This window comes from Acinetobacter sp. 40AMC3-4 (genome assembly GCF_049898185.1).
GTDB lineage: Bacteria > Pseudomonadota > Gammaproteobacteria > Pseudomonadales > Moraxellaceae > Acinetobacter.
The window spans coordinates 26,184-42,190 of record NZ_JAFCXG010000013.1 but is presented as its reverse complement, the minus strand read 5'-3'; the positions used below and the strand labels follow the sequence as shown (position 1 = coordinate 42,190).

Annotated in this window: 13 protein-coding genes; 8 read left to right on the top strand and 5 right to left on the bottom strand. The window is 46.8% G+C overall.

Features of this window, described 5'->3' with window-relative positions; genetic code table 11:
* Positions 1 to 25 precede the first annotated feature (25 nt).
* From yajC to secF, 3 genes are read left to right on the top strand one after another with little or no spacing between them, the layout of a single operon-like run.
* On the top strand, positions 26 to 355 hold the full coding sequence (yajC, locus tag ACP7BU_RS13200) for a preprotein translocase subunit YajC (protein ID WP_004645158.1): 330 nt from the start codon (positions 26 to 28) through the stop codon (positions 353 to 355).
* 51 nt (positions 356 to 406) lie between these two features.
* Positions 407 to 2,305, top strand: a complete 1,899-nt coding sequence (secD, locus tag ACP7BU_RS13195) for a protein translocase subunit SecD (protein ID WP_004281655.1) — start codon at positions 407 to 409, stop codon at positions 2,303 to 2,305.
* A gap of 8 nt (positions 2,306 to 2,313) precedes the next feature.
* Entirely contained in the window at positions 2,314 to 3,288 is a 975-nt protein-coding gene (gene secF / locus ACP7BU_RS13190) for a protein translocase subunit SecF (protein WP_425880117.1), read from the top strand.
* 24 nt (positions 3,289 to 3,312) lie between these two features.
* Here secF and ACP7BU_RS13185 read toward each other — a convergent pair whose 3' ends face one another.
* From ACP7BU_RS13185 to cysM, 5 genes are all read right to left on the bottom strand, one after another.
* Positions 3,313 to 3,996: a hypothetical protein gene (locus tag ACP7BU_RS13185; RefSeq protein WP_222112429.1), complete on the bottom strand. Its 684-nt coding sequence runs from the start codon at positions 3,994 to 3,996 to the stop codon at positions 3,313 to 3,315.
* Between the two features lie 101 nt (positions 3,997 to 4,097).
* Entirely contained in the window at positions 4,098 to 6,407 is a 2,310-nt protein-coding gene (locus ACP7BU_RS13180) for a RelA/SpoT family protein (protein WP_005106083.1), read from the bottom strand.
* Positions 6,408 to 6,439: 32 nt separating this feature from the next.
* Complete coding sequence (gene rlmD, locus ACP7BU_RS13175) at positions 6,440 to 7,828, bottom strand: 23S rRNA (uracil(1939)-C(5))-methyltransferase RlmD (RefSeq protein ID WP_425880108.1); 1,389 nt, start codon at positions 7,826 to 7,828, stop codon at positions 6,440 to 6,442.
* A gap of 6 nt (positions 7,829 to 7,834) precedes the next feature.
* On the bottom strand, positions 7,835 to 8,653 hold the full coding sequence (locus ACP7BU_RS13170; RefSeq protein ID WP_425880107.1) for a 3'-5' exonuclease: 819 nt from the start codon (positions 8,651 to 8,653) through the stop codon (positions 7,835 to 7,837).
* Positions 8,654 to 8,671: 18 nt separating this feature from the next.
* Positions 8,672 to 9,601 (bottom strand): cysteine synthase CysM, encoded by a 930-nt coding sequence (gene cysM, locus ACP7BU_RS13165; protein ID WP_004281649.1) that lies wholly within the window; start codon positions 9,599 to 9,601, stop codon positions 8,672 to 8,674.
* Positions 9,602 to 9,963: 362 nt separating this feature from the next.
* Here cysM and ACP7BU_RS13160 point away from each other — a divergent pair, with 362 nt between their 5' ends.
* The 5 genes from ACP7BU_RS13160 (at position 9,964) to rsfS (ending at position 15,890) form a co-directional block, all read left to right on the top strand.
* Complete coding sequence (locus ACP7BU_RS13160) at positions 9,964 to 12,771, top strand: GacS-like sensor histidine kinase (RefSeq protein ID WP_425880106.1); 2,808 nt, start codon at positions 9,964 to 9,966, stop codon at positions 12,769 to 12,771.
* Between the two features lie 107 nt (positions 12,772 to 12,878).
* Positions 12,879 to 13,667: a crotonase/enoyl-CoA hydratase family protein gene (locus ACP7BU_RS13155; protein ID WP_005106080.1), complete on the top strand. Its 789-nt coding sequence runs from the start codon at positions 12,879 to 12,881 to the stop codon at positions 13,665 to 13,667.
* Between the two features lie 36 nt (positions 13,668 to 13,703).
* Positions 13,704 to 14,573: an NAD(P)-dependent oxidoreductase gene (locus ACP7BU_RS13150; RefSeq protein ID WP_425880105.1), complete on the top strand. Its 870-nt coding sequence runs from the start codon at positions 13,704 to 13,706 to the stop codon at positions 14,571 to 14,573.
* Positions 14,574 to 14,612: 39 nt separating this feature from the next.
* A complete protein-coding gene (locus ACP7BU_RS13145) occupies positions 14,613 to 15,401 on the top strand; it encodes a hydroxypyruvate isomerase family protein (protein WP_425880104.1) in 789 nt (262 codons plus the stop codon).
* A gap of 81 nt (positions 15,402 to 15,482) precedes the next feature.
* Positions 15,483 to 15,890, top strand: coding sequence for a ribosome silencing factor (gene rsfS / locus ACP7BU_RS13140; RefSeq protein ID WP_425880103.1), 408 nt, complete (start codon positions 15,483 to 15,485; stop codon positions 15,888 to 15,890).
* Positions 15,891 to 16,007 lie beyond the last annotated feature (117 nt).

Below are 16,007 nucleotides of genomic sequence, written 5' to 3'. Positions count from 1 at the left end.
CAGTTTTTTATTTTAGGAAAATGTAATGAGCCTTTTTATTTCGACTGCTCACGCTGCAGGTGAAGCTGCACAACAACCAAGCATGATGGCGAACCTTTTGATGATTGCTGTTTTTATTGCAATCTTCTATTTCTTGATCTGGCGTCCTCAATCTAAACGTGCCAAAGAACACCGTGCTTTGGTCGACAGCCTTGGCGTTGGCAGTGAAGTGGTATTTGCAGGCGGATTAATGGGCAAAATCACCAAGATTGAAGGTGACTTCGCAGTGGTTGAATTGAGCCGTGGTGTAGAAGTCAAAGTTCAACGTGCAAGTGTGATTTCAGTCCTCCCTGAAGGCACTTTAAATAACCTTTAATCAAAAATAGTCGTGCCCTCGCACGACTTTTTCATTTTAAGAAGAAAACGAATGCGTTACCCAGCATGGAAATATGTACTGATCCTGGTTGTCCTGGTGATCAGTACCTTATATGCCCTGCCAAGTTTGTATCCAGATGAACCTGCTGTACAGATTTCGGGTGCCAAAGCCGGTACTCAAATTGATGCAAGCATCGTACAAAAAGCAGAGCAAATTTTAAAAACTGAAAATATTGCCACCCATGACAATAGCTTTGGCAACAATGCAGCCTTATTACGTGTAGATTCAAGTGAATCACAGCTTAAAGCCAAAGAGGCTTTACGTCGTGGTTTAGGTGATGATTACGTGGTTGCACTGAACCTTGCCCCGACCACCCCAGAATGGCTGCAAAAAATTGGTGCCAAACCAATGAAGCTTGGCCTGGATTTACGTGGTGGTGTTCACTTCTTGCTTGAAGTGGATATGGACAAGGCCATTTCCCAGCGCATGGAAACCTCTGCGACGGATCTACGTCGTCAGTTGCGTGATAACAACCTGAAATTTAATAGCCTGAATTTAAGCAACAACACCATTGTGATGCAGTTTGCCAACAATGATGATCGTTCTGCAACGATGGACTTCTTGCGCCGTAATGGCAATGAGTTTACCCAGCAGGCTGTTGCGACCGAGACCGGTTCGACCTTACGTCTAAACTATACTGATGTGCGTAAGCAAGAAATTGAATCTTATGCTGTCAATCAGAACTTGACCACTTTACGTAACCGTATTAACGAGTTAGGTGTGGCAGAAGCACTGGTTCAAACTCAGGGCAGCAACCGTATTGTGGTTGAGCTTCCTGGTGTGCAGGATACCGCTGAAGCGAAACGTGTCTTAGGTCGTACCGCGAACCTCGAGTTCCGTCTGGTGTCTGACCTGAATGATCAATATATTGATCCATATACCGGTCAGGCAACGGGTGCATTGCCACCAGGCACAGAAGTCTTTGCTTATGAGTCACTGGACAGTGGTCGTCAGCTCCTCTTGAACCGTAACCGTATCTTAACCGGTGAACGTGTTCAGAATGCATCAAGTGGCTTTAGCCAAGACACAGGCGGTGCTGAAGTTAACATTACCTTGGACAGCGCAGGCGGCAAACTGATGTCGGATGCGACCCGTAATGCGGTCGGCAAACGTATGGCCGTCTTGTTCATCGAGAACAAACAACGCATTAATTATGTGGAAGATCCTGCGACCGGCACTCAGACTGAAGTTCGTACACCATATACTGAGTCTGTAGTAATTAACGCTGCAACCATTCAGGCAGTACTGGGCTCTCAGTTCCGTATTACCGGTCTGGACTCACCGCAAGAAGCTGCTGAACTTGCCTTGATGCTGCGTGCAGGTGCGTTGGCTGCACCAATGTATTTTGTTGAAGAACGTGTGATTGGTCCAAGTCTGGGTCAAGAGAACATCGACAAAGGTGTACTTTCAACTCAGATCGGTTTCCTTCTGGTTGCCATCTGGATGGTGGTGTTCTTCCGTGTGTTTGGTGTGATTGCCAACTTTGCACTGGTCTTTAACCTGGCGATGATTCTGACAGTCATGTCTTGGATTGGCGCTTCCCTTACCCTTCCGGGTATTGCCGGTATCGTCATTACCATCGGTATGGCGGTCGATGCCAACGTACTGATCTGTGAACGAATACGGGAAGAAATGAAATGGGGAGCTTCGCCAAAACAGGCGATTGTGGCCGGTTATGATCGTGCCTATAACACCATTTTCGACTCGAACTTGACCACATTCCTGGTGGCGTTCATTCTGTTCGCGATTGGTACAGGTCCGATCAAAGGCTTTGCCGTAACCCTGATGATTGGTATTGTCTGCTCGATGTTTACTGCCATTACAGTAACGCGTGCCGTGGTACAGCTCATTTATGGCAAAAAACGTAACTTGAAAAAGTTGAGCATTTAAGGAGATCACTGATGACTGAAAATACTCAACTGAATCAAAAACAGTACGGTCGCCCGGAAGACGAACGCATTATTCCGTTTATGAAGATTGCGATGCCTGCGGCATTGTTTTCAATCATCCTAACCGTTGCGAGTATCTTCTTTATTGCCACCAAAGGCCTGAACCTTGGTTTGGACTTTACCGGTGGTGTGGCAGCCGAACTCAACTATACCAATCCGGTCAAACCTGAAGATGTCTCCCAGGCATTGAGCCAGGCAGGCTTTAATGATGCTGTGGTGCAAACTTTAGGTTCTGAACGTGACCTGATGGTGCGTATGCCGGTTCAGGAAGACATCGAAGCTGAAGACCTGACCAAAGCGGTTACAGCAGCGGTGCAACTGCCAAATAATGCGGCAGAAGTACCGAAGGTCGATGTCGTCGGTGGCCAGGTCGGTAATGAGCTCTATGTCCGTTCTGGCGGTGCTGTGGCATTGGCGCTCCTGCTGATGCTGGTCTATGTCACCATCCGCTTCGAGTTCAAACTGGCGATCGGCGCGGTCTTGTCGCTATTCCATGATATTGTCGTCACCCTCGGGATTTTTGCGATGATGCAGTGGCCATTTGACCTCACGGTACTGGCAGCATTACTGGCAATCATCGGTTTCTCACTGAACGATAATATCGTGGTCTCTGACCGTATCCGTGAGAACTTCCGTAAGATTCGTGGTGCAGAACCGGTCGAAATCATTAACATTGCCCTGACTGAAACGCTGCGTCGTACCATTCATACCTCTATGACCTTATTGCTGGTGGTGCTTGCCATGATGCTGATGGGCGGCGATGGTCTGAAATGGTTCTCGATCGCGATGTTTGTTGGTGTCTTTGTCGGGACCTATTCGTCCATCTATATCGGTACGGCCTTTGCCTTGTGGCGTGGTCTAAACCGTCAGGACTTTATTGTTCAGGTGAAACCAGAATTTGAAGACGAGAACCAGATTCCATAATCTGTTCTGTTTCATGTTCATCGTTCAGCCCGTCTTATGATGGGCTGAATTATTTCTGCCGTTTGAATATGTGGCAGCGGGAATAATCGCAATGACTGGATGGATTTTCTCAATATCAGTTTTCTGGAAAACCACCTTTCTGCTTTCATCCAGACTTTGAAATTCATAATGATCCTGAGTTTCACTGACCAGTTGCAAAATGAGCTGCAAGCCATTGAGCAGATACACACAGAGTATGCCTGCAGTGGATAACTCGGCCTGTTTGTCACAAACCAGCCACCAGCCCGGTTTTAAGCTGGGAAAATAATACGGCCCTGCTACCCAAATCGCATAATGCTGTGCTTGCAGATGAAAAATATCCTGATTGAATGAGAGCGCTGAATCCAAGGAGATAAGTGCGAATGCCTGCTGTTGCACCACCTGCATTTGCAACAGTACACCTTGCGCTGGAATTGGAGATAATTCAACTTTTGGTTCAGTCGACTGATCTAGAATGAGCACATCTAGACCCAGTTGTTGTTCCAGTTCCCTTGCTGCCTTCTCCCCGATCTGACGTTTGCTATTCAGTAATTGCGCAATATATGAGGCTGACAAACCGAAATGCTCACAGATTTCTTTGCCAGTTTTAAATTGCTGTGTCTCGATCAGCAGATCAATGACCTTGGCCAGATTATTTCGTCTACGTTCAAATATTTCAGTCGCGCTCATCTCGGTCTGTTGGTCTATTTTTTTATGCATGTAATTTAAATACCTTACAATAAAAAAGCCCGCAATTGAATTGCAGGCTTTTTAAACTTACATAAGAGCAATTAAGTGCCCTGTACCAGACGGCGCGCGCTGATAATTCCCGGCTGCTGTTCTAGACGGGCCAATAGCTTGGAAAGTTGTGCCAAACCTTTGACTTCAATCAACAGCTTCATATTGGCAATACCATCCGCTTCCGAAATGGTATTCACCTGGCGGATATTGATCTGATCCGAGAAAATCACTTGCGTCAGATCTTTGAGCAAACCGCGTCGATCATAAGCTTCCACCACAATCTGTACGCTCTGACCGCGAGTCGGCTGCATTTCCCAATCGGCTTCTACCGCACGCTCAGGCTCTTGAGAAATCATACGCACATAGTCCGGACAAGCGACCTTATGAATGCTCACCCCCCGATTCAGAGTGATATAACCTGCAATTGACTCACCATGCACCGGTTGGCAACATTGCGCGACATGCAATTCCACGTTATCCAGACCGTCGATCAGAATCCCGTGCGCTGACAGCGTATGACTGGCACGCGGGTTCAGGGCAGGTTTTAGCACCAGTTCAGGTTCGTCCTGATCCAGATGCATATGGCGGTTCACCTGATTAATCAGAGCATGCAAGCTGATATCGCCATTGACCAGATTCACCAGAATGTCATCACCGGTTTTGACATTGAAGTGGTTGCAATAATCACTCAGATCAATCGATTTCGGATGAATTGCCAGACGTGACAATTCTTTGTTCAGTACTTCACGGCCGACTTCCAGGTTCTTGCTGCGATCCTGTTGACGGAACCAGTGACGCAACTTATCTCGCGCACGGGCAGTCTTGATATAACCCAGCGAATTAACCAGCCAGTCCCGGTTCGGTTCCCGGTCTTTTTTGGTCAGAATTTCAACCTGTTCACCAGTTTTCAGAGTGTAGGTCAGCGGCACATAGCGCTGATTCACCCGTGCGGCATAGCACTTGTTCCCGACCTCGGTATGTACATGATACGCAAAGTCGAGCACGGTCGAATCACGCGGCAGCTCTTTGATATCGCCATCACGGCTAAACACATAGATCTTTTCAAAGCCTTCAAAATCTTGAATATGCTCAAAATTCTCTATTTCATCTTCAGATTCTTTATGTGCACTGCTTTCATTACGTTCTTGATAATGCTCAAGTACCGCACGCAAGGAATGCAGACGATGGTTAAAGGAGCGATCTGTGGTTTTCGCGCCTTCTTTATAATTAAAGTGTGAACACACCCCAAGTTCAGCTTCGTCATGCATTGCATGAGTACGAATCTGCACTTCAAGTGACTTGTTCTCGGCAATCACCGCAGTATGTAAAGAACGATAACCATTGGCTTTGGGATTGGTAATGTAATCATCAAACTGATGCGGAATATGGCGCCAGATCTGATGCACAATACCTAAAGTGTGATAACACTCCGGCACACTTTTCACCAGTACCCGTAAAGCACGAATATCATAGAGCTGGTCAAAGCTCAGGTTCTTGCTTTTCATTTTTCGATAAATCGAATAAATGTGCTTCACCCGGCCATTAATTTCAGCTTCGATGCCATGCTCAGCCAATTCATTGCGTAATTTATCAATCACAAACTGAATATACTGTTCACGCTCCAGACGCTTTTCATTCAGTAAGGAAGCAATTTCTTTATAACGTTCCGGCGCAAGATAACGGAAAGCCAGATCTTCCAGCTCCCACTTCAACTGAGCAATGCCCAAGCGGTGTGCCAGTGGCGAGTAAATGGTCAGAATTTCTCGGGCCACCCGTTCCTGACGCTCACGCGAGGAATTGGCCAGTTCACGCAAGGCATAGGTACGTTCGGCCAGCTTGACCAGAACGACACGTACATCTTCGGTGACCGAGATCAGCATTTTGTAAATGCCAGACAGATGTTCACGCTGGTTATTATTGAAATGATCTTCCAGGCGTTTATTTTTTTCGATCAGCTCAGACAGCTTACCCATGGCAAGCGTACCTTTGACCAGGCTATGCACCTGTTCGCCGAACTGTTCCAATACTTCACTGAGTGGCATGACGCCTTCACGAACAGCACGATACAGCATGGCTGCGGACAAAGTATCTTCATCGACATGCAGATGCGCCAGAATATCCGCCATTTCAATACCAGTATAAAAGGTATTGGAGCGGTGCTGAACCGTACTTTGCAGCTCTCTTTCTAATGTTAAGTGGGCGACTTCTTCGAGCTGCGTTAAAGGTGCGCCATCTAATATGCCACGAACCCGATCCAACCATTCAGTCAGATCCTGGTGTGCTTGTTCGGCATGTTCTACAGTCGTCTCCTGTGACAACTCATTGAGTCGTCCAGGGAGTTGCTCACGTACTGTGACCATACCCGTCTCCTACTTTTAAAAACATCATTTCTTTAATCGTTTATTTGATTTTCTTTTTCGAACAATGCGATTGATTCAACATGTCCAGTATGTGTAAACATATCCATCACGCCCGCTTGGGTGAGACGATAGCCCTGTTGTACCAAGAGTCCTGCATCTCTGGCGAGTGTCGCAGGATTACATGACACATAAACGATTCTTTTAGCTCCAAACTGAGGGATATAATGCATCACTTCTTCTGCCCCGGCACGTGGCGGGTCGATTAATAATGCATCAAAACCTTGATTTGCCCAAGTGTGGTGCGAGAAATCTTTGGTTAAATCTTGTGAATAGAACGATATTTGTGCAATACCATTGTTTTTGGCATTTTCCGCACCACGTCGAACCATTTCATCACTTCCCTCGACCGCAATCACCTGACCCGACGCACCAACACAGCGCGCAAGAGGTAAGGAAAAGTTTCCTAATCCACAAAAGAGATCCAGAACCCGTTCACCCTGTTGCAGTTGTAGCAAATCACATGCCAATCGTACCATTTGCGGATTGATGCTTGAATTTACCTGAGTAAAGTCCAGAGGATTAAAGCCGAATTTCACATCAAAGTCATCAAGACCATAGTGTAAGCGTGCAGATGCTTCTGTATCATCTATTCGCGAAAGCGTTTCTTTGCCAACAGGCTGCAGATACAGTTGCCAGCCTTTCTGTAACGTAAATTCGCGCAATTGGTTGACATCATCGGCAGATAATTTTGCAGTTTCACGCACCAGCAGCGCAATGTCCTGATCCCCCATGGCCAATTCTATATGACCGATGTCGGCCTTACCATTCAGACCTTGCAGCAATTGTTTAAGACGTGTAACCGAGCCAAACTCGCGATCCAAGATCATACAGCGATCAATCGGTGTCAGTTTGTTGGACTGATTCTCACGAAAACCCACCACCAGCTGATCCTTGGAAGGTAGATAACGCACCCCAATCCGGGCTTTACGGCGATAATCTTCACGTTGTGAACGTAAAGGCGGTAGCCATTGATCAGGCTGGATTCCAGCAAAATGCTGTAGATGCGATTTCAGCACATTCTGTTTCAGTTCAATCTGCGCATCCGCAGCGATATGCTGCATATTACAGCCACCACAGATCCCAAAATGCGGACACACCGGCTTCACGCGAATCTCGGAAGCGTCGCTCAACAATTCAAGACTGTCGGCTTCTTCGAGTTTTTTAACTTCACGGGTAATGCGGGCACGCACGGTTTCACCCGGCAAGGCATAACGGATAAAGACTTTCTTACCATGTTTATGCTGCGGATGATCCGGATGTGAACCATAATGAGCGATACCACGTCCCTCATGCGATAGTGACTCAACCTGAAAAATGTACTCGGGTTGCTGGATAGGACGTGCTTGTGCTCGATGTTTCATGAAAACCTAGGGTATGGAGATGGGAAAATCAAATTGGGTAAATTCAGTTCGTTGCGAAGTCTCACGCCAAACTGATAAAAAGTCCGCATGCTGCGGTTGAGTCTGCAAATATTGAATCGTGCTTTGCAGCAGATGCTGATAATCCGGCAGTAACAGCTGGCCTTTTAACAGCAACCAGCGGATATACACCAGCCAGGTATTCAGGACATCACCTTCACAATAAGACGTCAGTTCGGTCCATTGCTGATTGCGGACATATTCCGGAACCCGATAGGCTCCGTCACCGCGCTTGCCTGGATAACCCAGCAAATGTGCAACATCATCCAGCTTCTGGAAATGACGGGCATGAAACATGGCCATCACATCCATCAGGTCAACATGACGATGATGGTAACGATTCTGGTAGTTATTATAACGCTTTTGCGTATCAATTTCGCCCTGATCGAACAGACTCGGTGCAGAGAGTCCATGATACATGGCGCGGTATAAAATTACTGGTAAATCAAACTGTGAGCCATTCCAACTCACTAGAGTCGGATGTCGCTTGTCAAAAATGGACAAGAATTTTTTCAAAATTTCTGCTTCAGAATGCTGTTCTCGACTAAAGGAAAACAGCTTTATACCCTGTTCATCCATCCATAAACCGGAAATACAGACAATTTCATGCAGCGGTAAACGCTGAAAATCAGAGCCTGAATCCTGACGGCGTAATTTGGTCAGGGCCTGATCCAGATCTGCTTCGGGCAGGTCCAGACCAAACAGATGCGCGCCTGATTTGAGATCGGTTTGGGTTTCAATATCGAAAGTTAAAACAGGCAGGCGCATAAAACAGTGCTCAAATAATTATTCAGGATCTTGTACAGAGAATAACCCTGTAGACAAGTAACGGTCACCACGGTCACAGATAATACACACAATCACTGCATCCGGATGTTCTTCCGCCAGTTTAATCGAGGCCCACACTGCCCCACCAGAAGAGGTTCCGGCACTGATGCCTTCTTTCTGTGCCAGCTTGCGCATGGTTTTTTCAGCTTCGATTTGTGGAATATCAATAATGCGATCCACACGGCTACGGTCGAAAATGGTTGGCAGATATTCTTCTGGCCAGCGACGGATTCCGGCAATGCTTGAACCATCAGATGGCTGTAAACCGACGATCTGAATATCAGGATTCATTTCTTTCAGGTATTTCGACACACCCATGATGGTGCCGGTGGTACCCATAGAACTGACAAAATGGGTAATTTTGCCACCGGTTTGCTGCCAGATTTCTGGACCCGTGGTCAGGTAATGCGCTTCGACATTGTCCGGATTTCCGAACTGATTCAACACCAGCCCCACGCCATCATTCTGCATTTGAGCAGCAAGATCACGTGCACCTTCCATGCCCTGCTCTTTGGTTACTTCAATTAGCTCGGCACCATACGCACGCATCGCGTCCTTACGTTCCTGACTCATATTGTTCGGCATGATCAGCTTCATTTTATAGCCACGCATTGCTGCGACCATCGCCAATGCAATCCCCGTATTTCCGCTCGTTGCCTCAATCAGGGTGTCACCCGGTTTGATCTGCCCACGCTTCTCGGCCTGCATGATCATATTATAGGCCGGACGGTCTTTGACCGAACCTGCCGGGTTATTGCCTTCGAGTTTCGCGAGTACTGTAGCTTGAGTGTGACTTGCCAGACGCTGTAAACGCACCAGCGGCGTTTTGCCTACATAATGGTCTAACAAAAATTCATCTGCTTGAAAATCAGGGATGGTATTACTCATTATTTGCACCTATATCGAGGTGCGGCTATTGTATGAAAAAATGCTTTTCCCTGCACCCATTTAGCAAGGCTTTTTCAGAAAGCTCACTAAAACTCACACACTATCAAGTCATAAACTACATTTCCCGATAATTTAGCCAGGTGAAGCAGCTCGCTAATGAAGATGAAAATACTATTTCAGTCTGGCACTTTTACAGATTGAAATTTCGTGCGTCTTAGTCTTGCTGTACCTGAGCAAAATTAACTGAAATCTCTTGTATTTTTAACTGCTAATCCGAAGCTTTATAAAAATTATGCTTAAATTTTAACTGTCGATTTAAAGCATGCTAATATGCCAGGCATAAAGAAAATACTGCTTAAATCATGTCAACGATCAACAAAAAGCTGTTTAAACGCCTACACTTAAATCATGCCTATGGACAGCTGATTGCGCTGATTTTTGTGCCGATTACCATTTTGGCCTGTGTCGGCGCCATGCTGGTGTTGACTGAAACCTCGAATGCCGCACGTGCCCAGCAGAAGCAGATGGCCATTGCGATTCTGACCCGCTTTCAAGGTACTTCAGAATATGCATTGGATATCTTGAATCTGTATCCCTGGCAATATGACCAAGCCCACAACGCCATGCAGAACATGCTGAATGAAAAGCATCTGGTTCGAGCAGCGGTTCTGGACGAAAATGGCAAGAACCGTTTGGGCATCGGTTTTCAGGAACAGGCGCCTTGGCCAGAATTTGAGAAAAGCGGTAATTTTGTTGGCCCGATTCTGCATCAAGATAATCATATCTATGCCATTAAAGTGAATGAAAACACTTTTTCTACCGGCTGGCTGGCAATTGAGCTGGATAATCAGCCGCTAGCAATTGCCCGTTACCGAGTACTGATCGTACTGATTGCGACCGGATTACTGACTTTATTATTGTTATTACTTTGCTTGAATTTCTACTCACGGCGCTGGATCGCCCCAATGTATGAGATTCGTATGCAATTGCAACGCCTGAATGCCGATACCCTCGGCCAGCATATGGTGATTAACAGCACCGGCGAGCTGCGTTTATTGCAACGTGATATCGCCAATGTGGTGAAACGTTTGCATTTCAGCTTTCTGGAACTGCGTGAACATACCGAACAGACCGAAGACGATTTACGCCGCACCCTCGACACTTTAGAAGTCCAGAATATTACCTATCGTCAGGCACGCGACCAGGCGATCTCGGCCAACCAGGCCAAGTCGGTGTTTCTGGCCAATATTTCCCATGAATTGCGCACCCCGCTGAACAGTATTGATGGTTTTATTCATCTGTTGTTACGTCAGGGCAATCTCAGCAACGAACAGAGCCTGTATTTGCAGACCATTCGTAAGTCTTCGGCGCATTTGCTGGCACTGATCAATGATGTTCTGGATTTTTCCAAAATTGATGCCGGCAAACTGGAACTGGAAACGGCACCTTTTGATCTGGAAGAAGCGATTTTTGATGTGATGGACATGTTGTCACCTCTGGCAGCACAAAAACATATTGATATGGCCTTCTATTATGCAGATGGTGTGCCAAAACACATTATTGGTGATGCGCTACGATTTAAACAGATTCTGACCAACCTGATTTCCAATGCGATCAAATTCACTCCGGATGGAGAAATCATTGTCCGGGCACGCATGGAACATGATGGAATGGATCAGTGTGTGCTGCATTTTAGTGTACAGGATAGCGGCATTGGCCTGAGTGGTACCGACCGTAAAAAGCTGTTTGAGTCCTTCTCGCAGGGTGATACCTCGGTGACCCGTCAGTTTGGCGGTACCGGTCTTGGTCTGGCAATTTCCAAACAGCTGGTGAACCTGATGCATGGCCAGATTGGTTTTGAAGACAACCAGGAACGTGCCCCGACCGAAAAAGGCTCGACTTTCTGGTTTACTGCCCAGTTCCTGGTCGATGAAGATACCGTGATTGAGCATCCTGATTTTAGCGAATTGACCGTGGTGTCTTATCTTGCACACCCGGCAACCGCGAATGTGTTGCGTCATTATCTGGAAAATTATCAGGTTAAACATATTGAATGTGCATCGATTCTGGATCTGTTTAGCCGTCTGAATCATTTACAGAATAGCGAAAATACCTGGCTGATCGTCGATCATAGTGGTGACAGTGAAGTCTTGTTACGCGAAATCCGTTCACGTTATCAGGGTCATCTGGCTGTCTATGGTTATCAGATGCAACTGGATCCAGGCATGCTCAATGACCATCGTGCCCGTGCCCTGCATCAGCCACTCAGCCGCAGCGCGCTGATTCAGTTACTCGGCAATCAGCCGGTCTTCGATCAGGAACAGCATGAAGAATTCAATGGTCAAGGCCTGCATATTCTGGCCGTGGATGATCATTTGCCCAACCTGATTGTTCTGGAAGCCTTGCTGGGCGAACTCAATGTCACCACGACCAAAGCCCTCAGCGGACAGGAAGCGATCGATATTATTCAGCGCCGTTATGAACAGGAACAACCGGCGTTTGATCTGGTGTTTATGGACATTCAGATGCCGGTGATGTCGGGGATCGATACCACCCGTGCCATTCGCTCGCTGGAATCGACCTTTGAAAATCATAGTCGCCTGCCAATTATCGCCCTGACGGCGCATGCACTTTCTGATGAAAAACATAAACTGCTGCAAAACGGCATGGATGATTATGTCACCAAGCCGATTCAGATCGAGCAGATTATCCAAATTTTGACGCACTGGACCACCGAGCATTTTAAACGGATTCCGGTACTGGAACGTGCCAATGTGATTGATGCTCTGGATCCGAATATTCTGGACTGGCAGCAAAGCCTGCAACTGGCAGCCAATAAGGAGGATCTGGCGGTAGACCTGTTACGCATGCTGGTAGACAGCTTTGCAGATGAACTCGATGAAATGCAGCAACTGATTGAACTGGAAGATTTCCCACAACTGGAACATGTGTTGCATCGTCTCTATGGCGCGACCCGCTATGTCGGTGCTCCTACTTTGCAAAAAGTCACCGGTGGCCTTGAGCAGTTCGTTTCTACCTTGCGTAAAGAGCGCCGTAAGGCCGATGAAAGCTTTGTTCAAGAGGTACTGAAATATTTTGATGAACTCAAAGCCGTGGTTGAACAGGTTGAACAAGCTGCCCAGCAAATTTTGAAGCAACATTTAAATTAAACCTCTGAAGCTGCTCAGTTCTTAACTTACTCAAGTGTGACTGAGCTGTCATGCAAGCCTAAAGGCTGCATGCTATGCTCAAGCCAGGAAAAATAAGGAAGAATGCCATGTCACTCGTGCGCTTGGAAAAAAATAACGGCATTGCCACTGTTACATTGAATCGTCCGGATAAACGCAATGCCATGAGCTTTGCCCTGCTGCGCGAACTGGTAGCGACTGCACAGAAAATCAAAAAAGATAAAAGCATCCGTTGTGTGATTTTAACGGGTGAAGCCCAAGTCTTTAGTGCCGGTATTGATCTGGCCGATTTAAATAATCCTAAAAATCGTGCTTATGCTGCCTGGGAGCTGATTCGTCCGGGTCAAAGCCTGTTTCAAAAAGCATTTCTGGTCTGGCAGGAATTACCGGTTCCGGTGATTGCCGCGATGGAGGGCTTCTGTTTTGGTGCCGGGATGCAGCTTGCCCTGGCCGCAGACATACGCATTGCCCATCCTGAGACCAAAATGTCAATTATGGAAACCCGTTGGGGACTGGTGCCAGACATGGGACTCAGCCGCTCACTGAAAGGCCTGATTGGTATTGATCTGGCAAAAGAGCTGACTTTGACTGCCCGGATTTTTGAGGGCGAATATGCCAAAGAAATCGGTCTGATCACCCATGTCGATGAACAGCCACTAGGAAGAGCACAAGCCTTGGCTGAAGAAATGCTGCAACGTTCCCCAGATGCGCTGATGGCCTCTAAATTTGTACTGGATGCCATGCAGCATCGTCCGAACAAATCCCTGCGTATGGAAAAAATCTGGCAATTGAAATTGCTGCTGGGTAAAAATAGCCAGCTGGCCCGTAAAAAAGACAAGAACCCAGAGGTTCAGTTTGTACCGCGCCAATATAAATAAGTCGAGTCTGAGTCAAAGCAAGGAATAAGAGAAAGTATGCAGTTGAATCGCGATACTAAAATTGCCTTTTTAGGTATGGGGCTGATGGGCACTCGTATGGCCACACGTCTGCTTCAGGCAGGTTTTCAGGTGGCGGTTTGGAACCGTACATCATCTGCCTGTGAGCCCTTGCTGGATCTAGGTGCAACTACGCTATCTTTGGATAAGATTACAGATTACCCGGTGATTCTGACCTGCCTGGCAGATGATCAGGCAGTGCAATCTGTTTTTGCTCAGATCGAACCGTATTTGCTTACGGAGCAAGTGATTGTAGATTTCTCCAGCCTTTCAGTACAGCAAACCCAAACACTTGCAGCACAAGCACAGGCCAAGAAAGTAACCTGGATTGACTCTCCGGTTTCAGGCGGTACCGCCGGGGCTGAACAAGGCAGTCTGGTGATTTTTGCTGGTGGTGATGCCACGACGATTGAAAATCTTAATCCGATCTATGCAGTACTTTCACAACGCGTGACCCGCATGGGTGATACGGGTACCGGTCAGGCGACTAAAATCTGTAATCAGCTGATTGTGGCTGCCAATAGCACCTTGATCGCAGAAGCGGTCGCCCTTGCTGGACTTGCCGGGGTGGATACACGTTTACTGGCGCCTGCGCTGGCGGGTGGTTTTGCTGACTCCAAGCCTTTTCAGATTCTGGCCCCCCGTATGGCCACGCAAACTTTTGAACCGGTGCAATGGAAAGTGCAGACTTTATCCAAGGATCTGAATAATGCCGTGCAACTGGCACAAAGCTTTGACCTGGATGTTCCGGTGGCGACTCAAGCTTTAACGCAGTTACATGCTCATCAAGCCCAAGGCTTTGCCGAAGCAGATCTGGCTACTGTAATCCAGCAACTAAAACATTCATAACGCTTGATTGATGCGGCCTTGAATATTGAAGAGAAAGACATGATTAAACTTGCCGTCAACCTGTCGATGATTTTTACCGAAGTGCCGCTGATCGAACGTTTCGCGCTGGCTCGTGCACAAGGCTTTAATCATGTGGAAATCCAGTTTCCTTATGAACTTACGATTGGCCAGATTCAAAACCAGCTCAGCACCCATCAGCTAAACTTGTGCCTGATTAATGTACCGGCAGGTGATTTAATGCAGGGCGGTCATGGTCTGGCTGGCATTCCAGGACAGGAAATCGAGTTTCGTCATGCGGTTGAGCAGGCCATCCAGTATGCCACGACGTTGAATGTACCCCGGGTCAATATTCTGGCAGGAAAACAGCCCTTGGACTGTGATCTGTTGCCCTGCCTGAATACGCTGGCGAGTAACCTGAAAATGGCCTGTTCAATGCTGCTTGAGCATCAAATTGAACCGGTCTTTGAAATGATCAATGGCATCGATATGCCACGTTTTTTGATTCAAAATGTTGCTCAAGCACAGGAAATGCTGGAAGCGGTACATCATCCGGGCTTAAAAATGCAGTATGACTGTTACCACATGGCAATGATGGGCGAAGATGTACTGGAAACTTTGCAAGAAAATATTGCCTCGATTGGTCATATCCAATTTGCGGATTGTCCGGCACGGCATCAACCCAATACGGGTTCAATTCAATATCATGATATATTTCAGTGGTTAAAACATAGTCAATATCAAGGTTATGTCGCTGCCGAGTATAAACCTAGCGGACATTCCAACGATTCCTTTGACTGGAAAGCTGAGTTCTTTCCGGAGCATGACTGAGTGGACTGCGGCTTCATTTGAAATTCAGGACTAAAACCGCTATATTAGACCATGCATAATTGTTAGGAAATTACACTCCCCATGAATTTAGAACCATCGCCCAGCGCTTCTAATTCTCACGATCTTACTATGAATTCAAATTCTCAAGCTGTACAGGACTGCTTAAAAGTCGTACATGCTGCACTTGAAGATGTAAAAGCAAAAGAAATTGTTGAGCTTGATGTCAGCGGTATCAGTAATGTGGCTGATGCTATGGTCATTGCAAGCGGTACATCGACACGTCATATCAAATCATTGGCCAATAACGTTGCTGAAGAAGCACGTAAAGCTGGCTTCCGCCCTCTTGGTATTGAAGGCGAACGTGATGCTGAATGGATCCTCATCGACCTTGGTTATGTGGTGGTTCATTGTATGCTTCCAACAGCGCGTAAATTCTATGACCTAGAAAGCTTATGGCGCAATCCTACAGATACTGAATCTGTAGCGTAAAAACCGAATATTCAAAAAAGCGACCTGTGTAGGTCGCTTTTTTATTGCCTGTTCATCTAACTTTATAAGCATTAATACAACTCAATCTGTTCGCTATTTTTTAATTTCCATCTTGTC

Excerpts from the sequence above, each read along its gene's own strand:
- yajC (WP_004645158.1), top strand. The coding sequence starts at position 26 with ATGAGCCTTTTTATTTCGACTGCTCACGCTGCAGGTGAAGCTGCACAA.
- secD (WP_004281655.1), top strand. The coding sequence starts at position 407 with ATGCGTTACCCAGCATGGAAATATGTACTGATCCTGGTTGTCCTGGTG.
- ACP7BU_RS13185 (WP_222112429.1), bottom strand. The coding sequence starts at position 3,996 with ATGAGCGCGACTGAAATATTTGAACGTAGACGAAATAATCTGGCCAAG.
- ACP7BU_RS13180 (WP_005106083.1), bottom strand. The coding sequence starts at position 6,407 with ATGGTCACAGTACGTGAGCAACTCCCTGGACGACTCAATGAGTTGTCA.
- rlmD (WP_425880108.1), bottom strand. The coding sequence starts at position 7,828 with ATGAAACATCGAGCACAAGCACGTCCTATCCAGCAACCCGAGTACATT.
- ACP7BU_RS13170 (WP_425880107.1), bottom strand. The coding sequence starts at position 8,653 with ATGCGCCTGCCTGTTTTAACTTTCGATATTGAAACCCAAACCGATCTC.
- cysM (WP_004281649.1), bottom strand. The coding sequence starts at position 9,601 with ATGAGTAATACCATCCCTGATTTTCAAGCAGATGAATTTTTGTTAGAC.
- ACP7BU_RS13160 (WP_425880106.1), top strand. The coding sequence starts at position 9,964 with ATGTCAACGATCAACAAAAAGCTGTTTAAACGCCTACACTTAAATCAT.
- ACP7BU_RS13155 (WP_005106080.1), top strand. The coding sequence starts at position 12,879 with ATGTCACTCGTGCGCTTGGAAAAAAATAACGGCATTGCCACTGTTACA.
- ACP7BU_RS13150 (WP_425880105.1), top strand. The coding sequence starts at position 13,704 with ATGCAGTTGAATCGCGATACTAAAATTGCCTTTTTAGGTATGGGGCTG.
- ACP7BU_RS13145 (WP_425880104.1), top strand. The coding sequence starts at position 14,613 with ATGATTAAACTTGCCGTCAACCTGTCGATGATTTTTACCGAAGTGCCG.
- rsfS (WP_425880103.1), top strand. The coding sequence starts at position 15,483 with ATGAATTTAGAACCATCGCCCAGCGCTTCTAATTCTCACGATCTTACT.